The 15,286-nt window shown below is 60.6% G+C and carries 14 protein-coding genes; 3 read left to right on the forward strand and 11 right to left on the reverse strand.

Annotation, left to right across the window (positions count from 1 at the left end):
* Positions 1-35 precede the first annotated feature (35 nt).
* Positions 36-1,343 (reverse strand): CitMHS family transporter, encoded by a 1,308-nt coding sequence (locus tag ACIP02_RS03355; RefSeq protein ID WP_400613190.1) that lies wholly within the window; start codon positions 1,341-1,343, stop codon positions 36-38.
* A gap of 267 nt (positions 1,344-1,610) precedes the next feature.
* Between ACIP02_RS03355 and ACIP02_RS03360 the strand changes: the two genes are divergently transcribed.
* A complete protein-coding gene (locus tag ACIP02_RS03360) occupies positions 1,611-2,012 on the forward strand; it encodes a GFA family protein (RefSeq protein WP_400613192.1) in 402 nt (133 codons plus the stop codon).
* 188 nt (positions 2,013-2,200) lie between these two features.
* On the opposite strand, the gene ACIP02_RS03365 is transcribed toward ACIP02_RS03360, so the two are convergent.
* The 10 genes from ACIP02_RS03365 to ACIP02_RS03410 form a co-directional block, all read right to left on the reverse strand.
* Entirely contained in the window at positions 2,201-4,156 is a 1,956-nt protein-coding gene (locus ACIP02_RS03365) for a DUF4105 domain-containing protein (RefSeq protein ID WP_400613195.1), read from the reverse strand.
* Positions 4,153-4,473: a DUF2388 domain-containing protein gene (locus ACIP02_RS03370; RefSeq protein WP_400613197.1), complete on the reverse strand. Its 321-nt coding sequence runs from the start codon at positions 4,471-4,473 to the stop codon at positions 4,153-4,155. Before ACIP02_RS03370 ends, ACIP02_RS03365 begins: the two co-directional genes overlap by 4 nt.
* A 36-nt stretch (positions 4,474-4,509) precedes the next feature.
* Positions 4,510-4,803, reverse strand: coding sequence for a DUF2388 domain-containing protein (locus ACIP02_RS03375; protein WP_400613200.1), 294 nt, complete (start codon positions 4,801-4,803; stop codon positions 4,510-4,512).
* A 90-nt stretch (positions 4,804-4,893) separates the two neighbouring features.
* Entirely contained in the window at positions 4,894-5,211 is a 318-nt protein-coding gene (locus tag ACIP02_RS03380; RefSeq protein ID WP_400613202.1) for a DUF2388 domain-containing protein, read from the reverse strand.
* Between the two features lie 310 nt (positions 5,212-5,521).
* Positions 5,522-5,737 carry a DUF1127 domain-containing protein gene (locus tag ACIP02_RS03385; RefSeq protein WP_201204204.1) on the reverse strand — a complete coding sequence of 72 codons (216 nt, stop codon included), beginning with the start codon at positions 5,735-5,737 and terminating at the stop codon, positions 5,522-5,524.
* Between the two features lie 473 nt (positions 5,738-6,210).
* Positions 6,211-7,704, reverse strand: a complete 1,494-nt coding sequence (locus tag ACIP02_RS03390; RefSeq protein ID WP_400613205.1) for an acetyl-CoA hydrolase/transferase family protein — start codon at positions 7,702-7,704, stop codon at positions 6,211-6,213.
* A gap of 189 nt (positions 7,705-7,893) precedes the next feature.
* On the reverse strand, positions 7,894-9,330 hold the full coding sequence (locus ACIP02_RS03395) for an NAD(P)(+) transhydrogenase (Re/Si-specific) subunit beta (protein WP_400613207.1): 1,437 nt from the start codon (positions 9,328-9,330) through the stop codon (positions 7,894-7,896).
* Positions 9,331-9,332: 2 nt separating this feature from the next.
* Positions 9,333-9,647 carry an NAD(P) transhydrogenase subunit alpha gene (locus ACIP02_RS03400; protein ID WP_003256966.1) on the reverse strand — a complete coding sequence of 105 codons (315 nt, stop codon included), beginning with the start codon at positions 9,645-9,647 and terminating at the stop codon, positions 9,333-9,335.
* Positions 9,648-9,658: 11 nt separating this feature from the next.
* Complete coding sequence (locus ACIP02_RS03405; protein WP_400613210.1) at positions 9,659-10,780, reverse strand: Re/Si-specific NAD(P)(+) transhydrogenase subunit alpha; 1,122 nt, start codon at positions 10,778-10,780, stop codon at positions 9,659-9,661.
* Between the two features lie 437 nt (positions 10,781-11,217).
* Positions 11,218-12,117: a LysR family transcriptional regulator gene (locus ACIP02_RS03410; protein WP_400613212.1), complete on the reverse strand. Its 900-nt coding sequence runs from the start codon at positions 12,115-12,117 to the stop codon at positions 11,218-11,220.
* Positions 12,118-12,278: 161 nt separating this feature from the next.
* Between ACIP02_RS03410 and ACIP02_RS03415 the strand changes: the two genes are divergently transcribed.
* Together ACIP02_RS03415 and ACIP02_RS03420 are read left to right on the forward strand one after the other, a co-directional pair.
* Positions 12,279-13,460: an acyl-CoA dehydrogenase gene (locus ACIP02_RS03415; RefSeq protein WP_400613214.1), complete on the forward strand. Its 1,182-nt coding sequence runs from the start codon at positions 12,279-12,281 to the stop codon at positions 13,458-13,460.
* A 15-nt stretch (positions 13,461-13,475) separates the two neighbouring features.
* Positions 13,476-14,696 carry a CaiB/BaiF CoA transferase family protein gene (locus ACIP02_RS03420; RefSeq protein ID WP_400613216.1) on the forward strand — a complete coding sequence of 407 codons (1,221 nt, stop codon included), beginning with the start codon at positions 13,476-13,478 and terminating at the stop codon, positions 14,694-14,696.
* The last annotated feature ends 590 nt before the right edge of the window (positions 14,697-15,286 follow it).

Raw genomic sequence — 15,286 nt, forward strand, 5'->3', positions numbered from 1 at the left:
CCAGGGGCGCGTCGCGGTAGGGTAATACGTATTTATTAAAGACTACTGAACAGCGGGAAAATGCCCATCAGCAGCGCGGCGAACATTATGCACAGGCATACCAGCACTGCCCACTTGAGGGTGAAGCGCTGATGATCGCCGAATTCGATACCGGCCAGGGCCACCAGCAGGTACGTGGAAGGCACTAGCGGGCTGAGCAGGTGTACCGGCTGGCCGACAATCGATGCACGGGCCATTTCCACCGGGGTGATGCCGTAGTGGCTGGCGGCTTCGGCCAGTACTGGCAACACGCCGTAGTAGAACGCGTCGTTGGACATGAAGAAAGTAAACGGCATGCTCACGATGGCAGTGATTACCGCCAGGTATGGGCCCAGCGCTTCGGGGATGACCGCCAGCAAGCTTTTGGACATGGCATCAACCATACCGGTACCCGACAGGATACCGGTGAAAATGCCGGCGGCGAAGATCAGCCCGGTCACGGCCAGCACACTGCCGGCGTGGGCGGCGATGCGGTCTTTCTGCTGCTGCAGGCACGGGTAGTTGACGATCATGGCGATGCTGAAGGCGATCATGAACAGCACTGGTAGCGGCAGTACACCGGCGACCAGGGCAACCATCAGCGCAGCGGTCAGCGCGCCGTTGAAGTACAGCAGCTTGGGGCGGCGCGCTTCAGGGAACTGCGAAACGGTGATTTCGCTGTGGTCGATGTCGTCGGTCGGCAAATGCAGTTCACCCAGACGGGCCCGTTCGCGTTTGCCGTACATATAGGCAATGGCCAGGATTGCCAGTACGCCGAACAGCATGGCCGGGATCATCGGCACAAAGATGTCCGAGGGGTCGACATGCAGGGCGCTGGCGGCACGGGCGGTGGGCCCACCCCACGGCGTCATGTTCATTACCCCGCCGGCGAGGATGATCAGGCCGGCCATGATCCGCGGGCTCATGCCCAGGCGGCTGTACATCGGCAACATGGCGGCGCAGCAGATCATGTAGGTGGTGGCACCGTCACCGTCGAGCGAGACCACCAGGGCCAGCACGGCGGTACCGACCGAGACTTTCAGCGGGTCACCCTTGACCAGTTTGAGGATCTTGCGCACGGCCGGGTCGAACAGGCCGGAGTCGATCATCAGGGCGAAGTAGAGAATGGCGAACATCAGCATCACGCCAGTTGGCGCAAGCTTGCTGATGCCCTCGAGCATCATCGGGCCGATCTTGGCGGAAAAGCCACCGAACAGGGCGAACAGGATCGGTACCAGGATCAGCGCGATCAAGGCCGACAGGCGCTTGGTCATGATCAGGTACATGAAGGTGATGACCATGGCAAAGCCAAGGAAGGTCAGCATGGCAATACTCCAGGCGTGGCGCTACGAAAGGACTGTCGATTCGGGCGGATCAGCGCGTCTGGCGCTGCGCGGGGAGCATGCGGAGGGGGACTTCAGGAAGGCGGGCACAGGAATACATCAGAATCACCATTGTTGTTGTTGATTGGGCCGGGCGCGGTGTTTACCGGGTGCCCTGGCTGACCGGTCTTGTGCCGGTAGTGGGCGCTATCCTATGAGGGCAAGCTTTCAGCCAGCTTTCGCTGAAGCAAAGGCGACGAGAGGTAGGTGATGCAGGATGTGACAGAGGGTGGCTGCCATTGTGGCGCCTTGCGTTATAGGCTGGAGGGTGACTTGACGGACATCGCCCACTGCCATTGTTCGATCTGCCGGCGGGTCAGCGGCGGGCTGGTAGTGACCTGGCTTACCCTGCCACGCTCGGGCTTTCAGTGGCTGGCGGGTGAGCCGAACTGCTATGTGGCACCGGCCAGTTGCAGCCGCTACTTCTGTGGGGAGTGCGGGGCGCATGTGGCGCTGGTGACCACGCACAGCCCTGAAACCATCGATGTGACGGTGGCCACCTTCGATCACCCGGAGCGGGTGCGGGCCAACCGGCATATCTGGGTGGATAGCCGGTTACCTTGGCTGCACCTGGATGAGGATTTGCCTTCAGAAGCTGAAGAGCACCTGTAGGAGCGGCCTTGTGTCGCGATAGGGCTGCAGAGCAGCCCCAGGATTTCAGCATCGCGGCACAAATCGCTGGGGCTGCTCTGCAGCCCTATCGCGACACAAGGCCGCTCCTACAGGACTGCGCAAATCCCATGGTCTGCGCTATTTCTGTAGGAGCGGGTTTACCCGCGAACGGGCCAGCCCTGCAAACATCACAACTGCAGGCCACCTGCAGCCTTGTGCAATGCCCGCAAATGTTCACCGATCTGCTTCACATTGGCCTCGACCGCAGCAATCTCCCTGGCCCGCGAAGGGTTCAGCAGCGCCCTCACCTCTTTGTCGAGGTTGGTGCTCAAACGCAACAGTTGGGCCTGCCGCTCGTTGCTCTCCTGCTCCAGGTGCCTGCGCTCCTCCGGCTGCGGCAGCCCGTAGCCCTTGGCATCGAGCAGCTCGGCCGGGCGGCTGAGGAAGCCGCTGTTGGCGAGCATCTGCTTGAGGGTGGCGTCGGCCTTGTTGATGCTGCCATCCTTCAGCGCGGCAGCATTCAGGTAACGCTGCTTGACCTCGTCCTGGGCCAGCAGCAGTTGCCGGCGCAAGCTGGCTTGCTCAAGCAACAGCAAGGCAGCGCTGGTGCGCAGGTCGGCCTTGGCGAACCAGGGGCGGCGTTGTTCGGCATCCTGGGCCAGCCAGTCTTCGACTTGTGCCTGCTTGATCGGCAGTTGCTTGCGCAGTACCTCGAACATGGCCTGGTAGCGGTCGCGGTAGGAGTCGAAACGGTAGCCCAGGCGTAGCGCCTCGCGCGGGTTGTCGAGCACGCTGGTGTCGGCCAGCCCCCTGCCCTTGAGCACGGCCAGCAAACCATTGGGCATGATGCTGTCGAGGTCGTTCAGCTGTGGGTTGGCGGTGCCGCTGCGCAGCAGCTTCAGCGACTCCACCGCGCAGTTATTGGACAGGAACCAGTAGTTACCGTCGTAGCTCCAGTGCATTTCGGCAGCCTGGCGCACTAGGTTCTCGATTTCGTCGCGGTTCAGCTTCAACGGCACCGAGGCCAGGCTGCGCAGTTCGGTCTTGGTGTATTCGTCGATCACCTGGCCCAGCGGCAGCACGAACAGGCGCGACGGGTAAACGCCGACCAGGCCGTCCCAGCTGGACAGCTGTACGTCGTTGACGAAGGCGCGGTACGACAGCACCAGGCTCTGGTCGAGGTCCAGCCGGCAGTCCGGCCCACGTGGCCGGCCTGGTTTGCAGATGACCAGACGCAGCATGCTGTGGCCCCAGCGGCTGACCAGGTTCTGGTTGGCTTCGGCCAGCAGGTAGTCCACTTCATAGACCCGCTCAGGGTCGATTTCGCCTAGTGGCTGGCGGGCAAAGTCGCTGCCGGCATTGATGAACGGCAGGCCTTTGGCGCAGGTGTCCTGTTGCGGTGCCCAGCCAAAGTGTTCGCTCAGGTACTGGTTAAGCGCGGGGCGGCGGCAGCCGTAGCTCGGGTCGAGGAGGAAGTACTCCATATTGACCGCGATGTACTCCTTGGGGCTACTCAGTTCATAGCTGTCGGGGCTGCGCACGAACTGGCCGTTGTGCTGCTCGCGCTCGCCACGGCGGCCGACGTATTGCGGCCAGCCTGCGAGGTCGAGCAGGCGCGGGTCGTCGCTGAGGGTAAAGCGGCGCTCGGCCTGGCCTCGGCATTCCTCGGGCAGGCCGACCTTGCCCAGCGTCCCTTGCTGGCGCTTGCAGCGGGCAATCAGGGATTTCTCGGAGCCTGGCCATAGCCGGGCACGGTCATAGATATGGCTGAGTTCGTGCAGCACGGTGGCCAGCAGCTCTTCCCGCACCGTGCCATGGGGGCGGTTGGTGCGTTCGTGGGCGGCACTGCCGTCGGTAAGCCCGGGCAGCAGGCGGCGGTTGAGCTCAAGGGTGGACACCAGCGATGCCTGACCGTAAGCGTCGGCTGGCATGTTGTCGCTCCAGCTGACCCGCACACGGCGGTCGAGCTGCTGTTTGAAGCGTGGGGGCAGCTTGGCCATGGCCTCGTCGAGCAGCGCCTGGCTGGCTTGGGTTTGTTGTGGGTCGAGGCCGGATGCCTGCAGCTCAAGCTGCAGGTCGGCCAGGGCGGGCGTGCCGAGCAGCGTCAGGGCGCCGCCGAACAGCCAGGCGCGCATGCGCTTCACAGTGCGAGAATGGCTTCGGCCAGTACCTGATCGCTGGCGCCGCGTGCTTCCGGTACGCGCTCGCGCAGGGTGTTGAAGGCTGCCTCAAGCTGGACGCCGCGGATGTCACCCTTGCTGGCGACGAAGCTGGCGGCGTCGTCGTGGGCTTCGCGTACCACTTTGGAGTCGCGGATCGACGTAGTGGTGTCCGAGGTGAAGTCGATCGAACGGCCAAAGGCACGCACGATGATGTTGCTGGTGGCCACCAGCGTCTGTGCCTGGGCCAGGTCGGCCAGCAGCAGCATGCCGAGGGTAGCGGCAATCAGCGGTTTACGCATGGAGCATCTCCGAAAAATACAAGGAGTCAGAAGTAGCTATTGGACGAGAATTGCCTGCGCCAGTTCCAGGTCGCCGACGGCCTGGCGTGCACAATTGTGGCGTAATGATTCCAGAGCGGCTTCCAGCCGCGCACCGCGGATCAAACCCTCGGTGGCAACGAATGCGGCGGCATCGTCGCGCGCCTGGCGGACCAGTTTGCGGTCGAAGGGTGCGGTAGTGACCTGGCTGGTGGCATAGCCGGAGATGACCAGGCCTTGCGTGGTGGTATCCATGGCATGGGCGCTGGGCATGCCAGCGGCGGCGAACAGCAACGGCAACAGATAACGCATCGGCATTCTTGCAGGCTGGGAAAATAGGCGGCGCACGCTACCTCAGGTGCGAGGGCCGAAGCCGACGCACCTGTTTTTGCGTGGCGTGGATCAGAGCGCCAGGATGGCCTGGGCCAGCTGTGCGTCGCTGGCTTGCAGTGCCGGCATGTTCGAGCGGATGTGCACGAAGGCGCTTTCCAGTCGGGCACCTCGGATATCGCCTTGCGTGCCGACGAAGGTAGCTGCGTCATCCCGAGCTGCCTGAACGATTTTGTCGTCGCGGAACGAGGAGGAGATATCGGAGGTAGCATCGGTAGACGCGGCTACCGCACCCACTACGGCGTCGGTGGTGACAACGAAGCTGGTGGCGTTGGCAGTGCTGGCCAGGCCGAGCAGCAGGGCGGCGCCAATCAGGTGTTTACGGGACATGATCGTGGACTCCTGGGTAGGGTCAGGTTGATTCTGCTTTCTCGGATGTTTGCACGGCGCGTCGCGGCACATTTCCAACAACTGTTTCTAGCAGACGGTTAAGCCAAGCGTATCACGCAGTGTTGTATCTGGATGCTAATGAGTGTTGCGCAAGACAACTGTTATGGTTGTTTTTGAATAAAGTAGAATTGTACTGGTTTCGGCTGCGAATGCTCTGCAATGCACATTACAGGCAAAAAAAACCCGTCGCAGTGACCTGCAACGGGTTTGGGGAATTCGCGGTGCCGGCCGAGGCCGGCAAGCCGGGAGCTTAGCGCCAGAAAGGCTTGCTCAGCTCTTCGTAACGCTGCGACTCGCTGATGCCGGCGTCGGCCAGCAGGCGGGCATCCAGGCGAGCCAGTTGACGGCGGCTGGCCATACGGCGCTGCCACAGCAGCAGGGTGGACAATGCGCGCAGCGGCATCGAGGCGTTGGATTGCTGGGCGTTGCTTTCAAAAACCAGACCGGAACTGAGGGTACGTTCCATGATGCTTCATCCTTCCGCTTATGGCGGGATTAGGTAGTGATTTAACTGATGCCAATGATCCTCCTCTGCTGTCCATAACAGTAGATACAGTTTTGGTGAAAGACGATGGCTCAGTTAACTGTGTAACCCTACTGTTGCACTCGAAATAGGCGAAACTGTACTGGTCTGCACTTAAATAGTGCATTTCTAGAAGTTGAAGCGATTTCAGACGGTGAGGTTTGGTGAAAGCACCGATACAGTAGAACAGATTTTGATAGAAGTGCGCTTCAGCTGTGTTGCACAGAATTGCTGTGTTGCACAGAATTGTAGGAGCGGCCTTGTGTCGCGATGGGCCGCAAAGCGGGCCTGGAATCTCAAGGTTACAGTTGAGATTGCCGGGGCTGCTGTGCAGCCCTTTCGCGACACAAGGCCGCTCCTATAGGGGCATGACCAGAACAGCAGAAGCAGGGCCGCTGTTCCGCACCGCGACTGGATCAGCCAGCCAGCATACGCCCGGTTTCTTCCAGGTTCTCGTGCCAGCTCAGCGCTTCACGCAGAATGTGCGGGGTATGGCCACCACGCTGGCAGGCACGATCGAAGTAGTCGTTCAGCGCAGCGCGGTAGTCCGGGTGCACACAGTTGTCGATGATCGCCCGTGCCCGCTCACGCGGCGCCAGGCCACGCAGGTCGGCCAGACCTTGCTCGGTGACCAGGATGTCCACGTCGTGCTCGGTGTGGTCGACATGGCTGACCATCGGCACCACGCTGGAAATCGCCCCGCCTTTGGCAATCGACTTGGTCACGAACACGGCCAGGTGGGCGTTACGGGCGAAGTCACCCGAGCCACCGATGCCGTTCATCATCCGGGTGCCGCACACGTGAGTGGAGTTGACATTGCCGTAGATATCGAACTCCAGTGCGGTGTTGATACCGATGATGCCCAAGCGACGCACTACTTCCGGGTGGTTGGAGATTTCCTGCGGGCGCAGCACCAGCTTGTCCTTGTAACGCTCCAGGTTGCCGAACACATCGGCATTACGGCGCGTCGACAAGGTGATCGAGCTGCCCGAGGCAAAGCTCAGCTTGCCCGCGTCGATCAGGTCGAAGGTGGAGTCCTGCAGCACTTCGGAGTACATGGTCAGGTCTTCGAACGGCGAGTCGATCAGGCCGCACATCACCGCGTTGGCAATGCTGCCAATGCCGGCTTGCAGCGGGCCGAGCTTGTTGGTCATGCGGCCAGCGTCGACTTCTTTCTTCAGGAAGTTGATCAGGTGGTCGGCGATACCTTGGGTTTCGTCATCCGGCGGCAATACGGTGGACGGCGAGTCCGGCTGGTCGCTGATGACGATACCCACGATCTTGGCCGGGTCGATGGGGATGGCGGTGCTGCCGTTACGGTCGTCGACCTTGACCAGCGGGATAGGCGTGCGGGTCGGGCGGTAGGTCGGGATATAGATGTCGTGCAGGCCTTCGAGGTTGGTGTTGTGCGAGAGGTTGATCTCGACAATCACCTGCTTGGCGAAAATCGCGAAGCTGGCCGAGTTGCCCACCGACGTGGTTGGCACGATGTGACCCTGCTCGGTGATGGCCACGGCTTCAATGACCGCGATGTCCGGCAGCTTCAGCTGCTGGTTGCGCAGCTGTTCGACGGTTTCCGACAGGTGCTGGTCGATGAACATCACCTGGCCGTCGTTGATGGCCTTGCGCAAAGTGCTGTCGACCTGGAATGGCATGCGGCGAGCCAGCACGCCGGCCTCGGTCAGTTGCTTGTCCAGGTCGTTGCCCAGGCTGGCGCCGGTCATCAGGCTGATTTTCAGTGGCGACTGCTTGGCACGTTCGGCCAGTGCATGCGGTACGGCCTTGGCTTCGCCGGCGCGGGTGAACCCGCTCATGCCGACGGTCATGCCGTCCTCGATCAGACCAGCGGCATCAGCCGCACTCATTACCTTGCTGTGCAGGGAGGACAAGCGGATACGATCACGGTACATGGATTGTTATCTCGGGCTACTGAAACTACTGCAGCGCAGTCTAGAGACTTCGCCCTTTGCCGTCCCGCGACCATGGTCGTATGAAAGGCCCGGAAAAAGAGCCATTGATCTGGATCAGCAAAATGCAGAAGCCCCGGGAGAATGCTCGCCGGGGCTTTCTATATAACGCAGTGTTTGTAGCTGAACGGATTACTCGACCGCTTTGACCATATCTTCGATGACCTTCTTCGCGTCACCGAACACCATCATGGTCTTGTCCAGGTAGAACAATTCGTTGTCCAGGCCGGCATAGCCGCTGGCCATCGAGCGCTTGTTGACGATGATGGTCTTGGCCTTGAACGCTTCGAGGATCGGCATGCCGGCAATAGGCGACTTGGGATCGTTCTTCGCCGCCGGGTTGACCACGTCGTTGGCCCCGAGCACCAGCACCACGTCGGCCTGGCCGAACTCGGCGTTGATATCTTCCATCTCGAACACCTGGTCGTACGGCACTTCGGCCTCGGCCAGCAGCACGTTCATGTGCCCGGGCATTCGCCCCGCCACCGGGTGGATCGCGTACTTCACGGTCACACCGTTGTGGGTCAGCTTTTCGGTCAGTTCCTTGAGCGCGTGCTGGGCGCGGGCCACCGCCAGGCCGTAGCCCGGGACGATGATCACGCTGTCGGCATTGCTCAGCAGGAAGGTGGCATCGTCGGCCGAGCCGGACTTCACCGGGCGCTGCTCTTGCGAACCTTGCGCGGCGCCGGCATCGGTATCGCCGCCGAAACCACCGAGGATCACGTTGAAGAACGAACGGTTCATCGCCTTGCACATGATGTACGAGAGAATGGCACCGGACGAGCCGACCAGGGAGCCGGCGATGATCAGCATCGAGTTGTTCAGCGAGAAGCCGATGCCGGCTGCTGCCCAGCCCGAATAACTGTTGAGCATCGATACCACCACCGGCATGTCGGCGCCGCCGATCGGAATAATGATCAGCACACCCATGATGAAGGCCAGAACCAGCATCAGGGTGAAGGCACTGTAGTGGCCGGTGAAGGTAAACAGGAGGCCGAGAGCGATGGTGGTCAGGCCGAGGATCAGGTTTAGCTTGTGCTGCCCGGCGAACTGTACCGGTGCGCCCTGGAACAGGCGGAACTTGTACTTGCCCGACAGTTTGCCAAAGGCGATTACCGAACCGGAGAAGGTGATGGCACCGATAGCTGCGCCAAGGAACAGCTCCAGGCGGTTGCCGGTTGGGATTGGGTCGCTGATGGCAGCAACGATGCCCATCGACTGTGGTTCCAGTACCGCAGCGATGGCGATGAATACCGCAGCCAGGCCGATCATGCTGTGCATGAAGGCGACCAGCTCAGGCATCTTGGTCATCTCTACACGCTTGGCCATGACCGAGCCGGCGGTGCCACCGACCAGCAGGCCGACGATCACGTAGCCGATGCCGGCAGTAGCAAGCTCAGCCCCGAGCTTATAGATGAGGCCAACCGTGGTGAGGATCGCGAGCCCCATGCCGATCATGCCGAACAGGTTGCCGCGCCGCGAGGTAGTCGGGTGCGACAGGCCCTTGAGCGCCTGGATGAAGCACACCGAGGCGACAAGATAGAGGAGCGTTACCAGATTCATGCTCATGCTTACTTCTGCGCCTCGTTCTTGGTTTTCTTCTTGAACATCTCAAGCATGCGGCGGGTGACCAGGAAGCCACCGAACACGTTGACCGCGGCCAGGGCCACCGCCAAGGTGCCCATCAGCTTGCCTGCCGGGGTCACGGTCAGGGCCGCTGCCAGCATGGCGCCAACGATGACGATCGCCGAGATGGCGTTGGTGACCGCCATCAGTGGTGTGTGCAGCGCCGGGGTGACGTTCCACACCACGTGGTAGCCCACATAGATGGCCAGCACGAAGATGATCAGGTTGTAGATGCCATGGGAAATCAGCATGTCTTCCATTGTCGTGCTCCTTAGCCGTTCTTGCGGACGACCTGGCCATCGCGGCACATCAGGCAGGCCGCGACGATGTCGTCTTCGAGGTTGATGACCAGCGCGCCGTCCTTGTCGAACAGCAGCTTCATGAAGTCCAGCAGGTTGCGTGCATACAGTGCCGAAGCATCAGCGCCCACCTGAGCCGGCAGGTTGGTAGGGCCAACGATGGTCACACCGTTCGCCTGCACCACCTGATCAGCGACAGTCAGCGGGCAGTTGCCGCCCTGGGCTGCAGCGAGGTCGATGACCACCGAGCCGGGCTTCATTTGCGCCACGGTTTCGGCGCTGAGCAGGGTCGGCGCCTTGCGGCCGGGAATCAGCGCGGTGGTGATGACGATGTCCGCCTGCTTGGCACGCTCGTGCACGGCCTGGGCCTGGCGCTGCATCCAGCTGGCCGGCATTGGACGCGCATAACCGCCGACGCCTTCGGCGCATTCACGCTCTTCGTCGGTCTCGTAGGGTACGTCGATGAACTTGGCGCCCAGCGACTCGATCTGCTCCTTCACTGCCGGGCGTACATCGGACGCCTCGATCACTGCGCCCAGGCGCTTGGCCGTAGCAATCGCCTGCAGGCCGGCAACGCCTGCACCCAGGATCAATACACGCGCGGCCTTCACGGTACCAGCGGCGGTCATCAACATGGGCATGAAGCGTGGGTAGTGATGGGCGGCCAGCAACACAGCCTTGTAGCCGGCGATGTTGGCCTGCGACGACAGTACGTCGAGGCTTTGCGCCCGCGAGGTGCGCGGCGCGGCTTCCAGGGCAAAGGCGGTGATGCCGCGTTCTGCCATCTTGCCGATCCGTTCGCTGTTGAAGGGGTTGAGCATGCCCACCAGAAGGCTGCCGCTGTTGATCAGCGCCAGTTCCTGGTCGTTGGGAGCGGCCACCTTGAGAACCAATTGAGCGCCGTAGGCGTCGGCTGCGCTTCCCAAGGAAGCACCCACGGCCTCATAGGCACTGTCCGGAATGGCGGCGTTAAGCCCTGCCCCCCGTTGGACGGTGACCTGATGGCCCTGGCCAATCAGTTTCTTGATGGTTTCCGGGGTCGCAGCGACCCTTGTCTCACCGGTCTGCGTCTCGAGAGGAACACCAATGTGCACGACTATTTCTCCTGCGGTGACCTTTTGTCTTTGTAAAAGCCAGCACACTTCGGATGGTGAGCTGGGGCGGCTGTGGAGCGCCAACCCGCCGGATCCCGGGCGGGCGAAGCATTTTGCAGACGAACCCCAGGGCCTTCAACCCGTTCTGGAGCGAAACCAAGTTAAAACTACAAGTCACCCTGTGACCGCTTGTCGCAGCAGTAAGGCTTTAGCCCGTCAAACATGGGCCATTGGCAGATTAGAAGAAAAAAACAAAATAAATTCGGTCAATTCGCTTACAACTTGCTGAATGTCGCAAGATAGCCCGCAAAGCCGTGCAGTCAGCAGGGTTAAAGGGTATTTTTGTGTTTGCGGAACAGTTTGCTTGAATGCGACAAATACATACATCTGTAGGTGTTCAAAATAATTGACTACGGAGTCAATTTGTCGCATTTTGTTCACGTTTTTGCCGTGTACGCCTGGGCCTGGCTAACCAGCCAGTCGCGGAAAGCGCGGAGCGAAGCAGACTCCACCTTGCGCTCTGGAATCATCAGATAGTAGGCCTTGTCGCTACTCAGGGCGTATCTGTTAGCGACTACCAACCTACCCTCCTGCAACTCGCGCTGGATCAGGAATGGTGGTATCAGGGCTATGCCCATTTCGTGCATGGCCGCCTGTGCGAGCATCGAGAATAGTTCATAACGCGGGCCTGTCATGTCGCCCTCCACGTTCATGCCCATGCTGCCGAACCACTGTCGCCAGGCGTAGGGGCGCGTGCTTTGCTGCAGCAGGGGTAGCTGGGCGATGCGCTGTGCCTCGAGCGTGCCCTGCCCGTCCAGCAGCGCAGGGCTGCAGACGGGCACCGGGTTTTCCCCCATGAGCCGGTGCGACTGGGTGCCGGACCAGTCGGCGTCACCAAAATAGATGGCGGCATCGAAGGTGGTATCGGCAAACAGGAATGGCCGGGTGCGGTTGGTGAGGTTGACCGTGACGTCGGGATGGCACTGCTGGAAGTCCTTCAGCCGAGGTAGTAGCCATTGGGTGCCAAACGTCGGCACCACTGCCAGTTCGATCACGTTGGCGCCCTGCTGGCGCATCACCGACAAGGTGTCGCGTTCCACGGCGTCCAGTTGTGCGGCAACCTGGCGGCTATAAGAGAGGCCTGCCTCGGTCAGTTTTACGCCGCGACGCGAGCGACGAAACAGTTCCACATTAAGGAAGGCCTCCAGGCCACCGATCTGGCGACAGACGGCGCCCTGGGTCAGGGCAAGTTCCTGAGCCGCCTTGGTAAAGCTCTCGTTGCGCGCTGCCGCCTCGAAACAAACCAGGGCAGCGGTACTGGGGATCTTGCGGCGCATGTACGTCAACCTCACTTATAAGGCTGTCAATGTGGCGATTTGCCGATTTACGAAGTGATAAATTATCACTAATTGGTGCGCAATCCTCGTTTGTACGCGCAGCCGATCAGGCCTAGGCTCAAAGGCACAAGAAACTGCTCCCTATTTCGAGGATTTCGCTCATGGCCGGTAAAGCAAGCTTCAACTGGATCGACCCGCTGCTGCTGGATCAGCAGCTCACTGAAGAAGAGCGCATGGTGCGTGACAGCGCTTATCAGTTCGCCCAGGACAAGCTGGCCCCGCGCGTGCTCGAGGCCTTCCGTCACGAGCAGGCCGACCCGGCAATCTTCCGCGAGATGGGAGACGTCGGCCTGCTGGGGGCAACCATTCCCGAGCAATACGGTGGCAGCGGCCTGAACTACGTGTGCTATGGCCTGATTGCGCGCGAGGTGGAGCGCATCGACTCGGGTTACCGTTCGATGATGAGTGTGCAGTCGTCGCTCGTGATGGTGCCGATCAACGAATTCGGCACCGAAGCACAAAAGCAGAAATACCTGCCCAAGCTGGCAAGTGGCGAGTGGATCGGTTGCTTCGGCCTGACCGAGCCCAACCATGGCTCCGACCCGGGATCGATGATTACCCGTGCCAGGAAAGTGGATGGTGGTTATCGCCTGAGCGGTAGCAAGATGTGGATCACCAACAGCCCTATCGCCGATGTGTTCGTGGTCTGGGCCAAGGATGATGCCGGCGATATCCGTGGCTTCGTTCTGGAGAAAGGCTGGCAAGGCCTGAGTGCCCCGGCTATCCATGGCAAGGTCGGCCTGCGCGCCTCGATCACCGGCGAAATCGTCATGGACAATGTGTTTGTGCCGGAAGAGAACATCTTCCCGGACGTGCGCGGCCTGAAAGGCCCATTCACCTGCCTGAATTCAGCCCGTTATGGCATCTCCTGGGGGGCGCTTGGTGCTGCAGAAGCCTGCTGGCACACCGCCCGCCAGTACACCCTGGACCGTCAGCAGTTCGGCCGCCCGCTGGCTGCCAACCAACTGATCCAGAAAAAGCTGGCCGACATGCAGACCGAAATTAGCTTGGCGCTGCAAGGTTGCCTGCGTCTGGGGCGCATGAAGGACGAAGGTACGGCTGCAGTAGAGATCACCTCGATCATGAAACGCAATTCCTGCGGCAAGGCACTGGATATCGCCCGCATGGCGCGAGACATGCTGGGCGGTAACGGTATCTCCGACGAGTTTGGCGTGGCCCGTCATCTGGTCAACCTGGAGGTGGTCAACACCTATGAAGGCACTCATGACGTACATGCGCTGATCCTGGGGCGTGCGCAAACCGGTATCCAGGCCTTCTATTGATAAAGGAGCCAGCCCATGGGCGCGCTATCACATCTGCGGGTGCTGGACCTTTCGCGCGTGCTGGCTGGCCCGTGGTCTGGCCAGATCCTCGCTGACCTTGGCGCTGACGTGATCAAGGTCGAGCGCCCGGGCAGTGGCGACGATACGCGCTCATGGGGGCCGCCCTTCCTCAAGGGGGCCGAGGGTGAAAACACCAGTGAGGCGGCTTATTACCTGTCGGCCAATCGCAACAAGCGCTCGGTGACCATCGACTTCACCCAGCCCGAGGGGCAGCGCCTGGTGCGCGAGCTGGCAGCGAAGTGCGATATCGTCATCGAGAACTTCAAGGTGGGCGGGCTGGCAGCCTATGGCCTGGACTACCAGAGCCTGAAGGCGATCAATCCACAGCTTATCTATTGCTCCATTACCGGCTTTGGCCAAACCGGGCCCTATGCCAAGCGTGCTGGTTACGACTTCATGATCCAGGGGTTGGGTGGGCTGATGAGCCTGACCGGTCGCCCCGAGGGTGAAGACGGCGCAGGGCCGGTGAAAGTGGGTGTTGCGCTTACCGACATTCTTACCGGCCTTTATTCTACGGTGGCCATGCTGGCCGCCCTCGCCCATCGAGATCAGACGGGTGTGGGTCAACATGTCGATATGGCCTTGCTCGATGTGCAGGTGGCTTGCCTGGCGAACCAGGCAATGAACTACCTGACCACGGGAGTCGCGCCTCGTCGGCTGGGTAATGCGCACCCAAATATCGTGCCTTATCAGGATTTCCCGACGGCGGATGGCGACTTCATCCTTACCGTGGGTAACGACAGCCAGTTCCGCAAGTTCGCTGAGGTGGCGGGGCAACCGCAGTGGGCGGATGACTCGCGCTTTGCTACTAACAAGCTGCGTGTGGCCAACCGCGCCGAGCTGATTCCATTGATTCGCCAGGCCACGGTGTTCAAGACCACCGCCGAGTGGGTAAGCCAGCTGGAGGCTGCGGGGGTGCCATGTGGGCCTATCAATGATCTGGCGCAGATGTTCCAGGACCCCCAGGTGCTGGCGCGCGGATTGGCAGTGAACATGGCGCACCCATTGGCGGGTAGCGTGCCACAGGTGGCCAGCCCGATCAGGTTGTCGGAGACGCCAGTGGAGTATCGTCGGGCGCCGCCATTGCTGGGTGAACATACAGAGATAGTATTAGGTGAAGTGTTGGGGCTGGATGCTGGTGAGCTGCAGCGCTTGCGCGGTGCTGGTGTGCTTTAGAGGTAGAGGGTTGTGAAAAGCGGGGCGGCCGTCAGGCCGCCCCGCTTTTGGGCTTTTGGGCTTTTGGCTGTGCGGGATGGGGACTGTATATGGGGTGATGGGCCTGTCTATAGAGAGTGTTGGGTATGAGAGGTGTCCGCCACAACACATGCAGCGCCTGTGTTATGACGAACACCTGGCGGCCCTGAAACGGTCTTTTCCACCATATTCCAATTAAATTGAATTAAAGGTTGACGCCCTCTCGAATCCCCTTATAATGCGCCCCACTTCCAGCGACAACGGAACGACAAACTCCTTGAAATTCAACGAGTTAGCCGATCCAGAAGGCGCTGAAAGGGCTACGATCAAATGATCGCCAGCGGTTGAGAAGAAGGTTGACAGCGGTTTTAAACGCTGTAGAATTCGCCTCCCGCTACGAGAGATCGCAGCGAGCCAAGTGTTTGAAGCTAAACGAGTTTCTCGCAAAAAACTTCAAAATAAACGCTTGACAGGCTCTGAGGAAAGCGTAGAATGCGCGCCTCGGTTGAGACGAAAGGCTCTTAACCAAACGCTCTTTAACAAATTGAATCAAGCAATTCGTGTGGGTGCTT

The organism is Pseudomonas sp. NPDC089408 (assembly GCF_044749445.1).
Lineage (GTDB): Bacteria > Pseudomonadota > Gammaproteobacteria > Pseudomonadales > Pseudomonadaceae > Aquipseudomonas.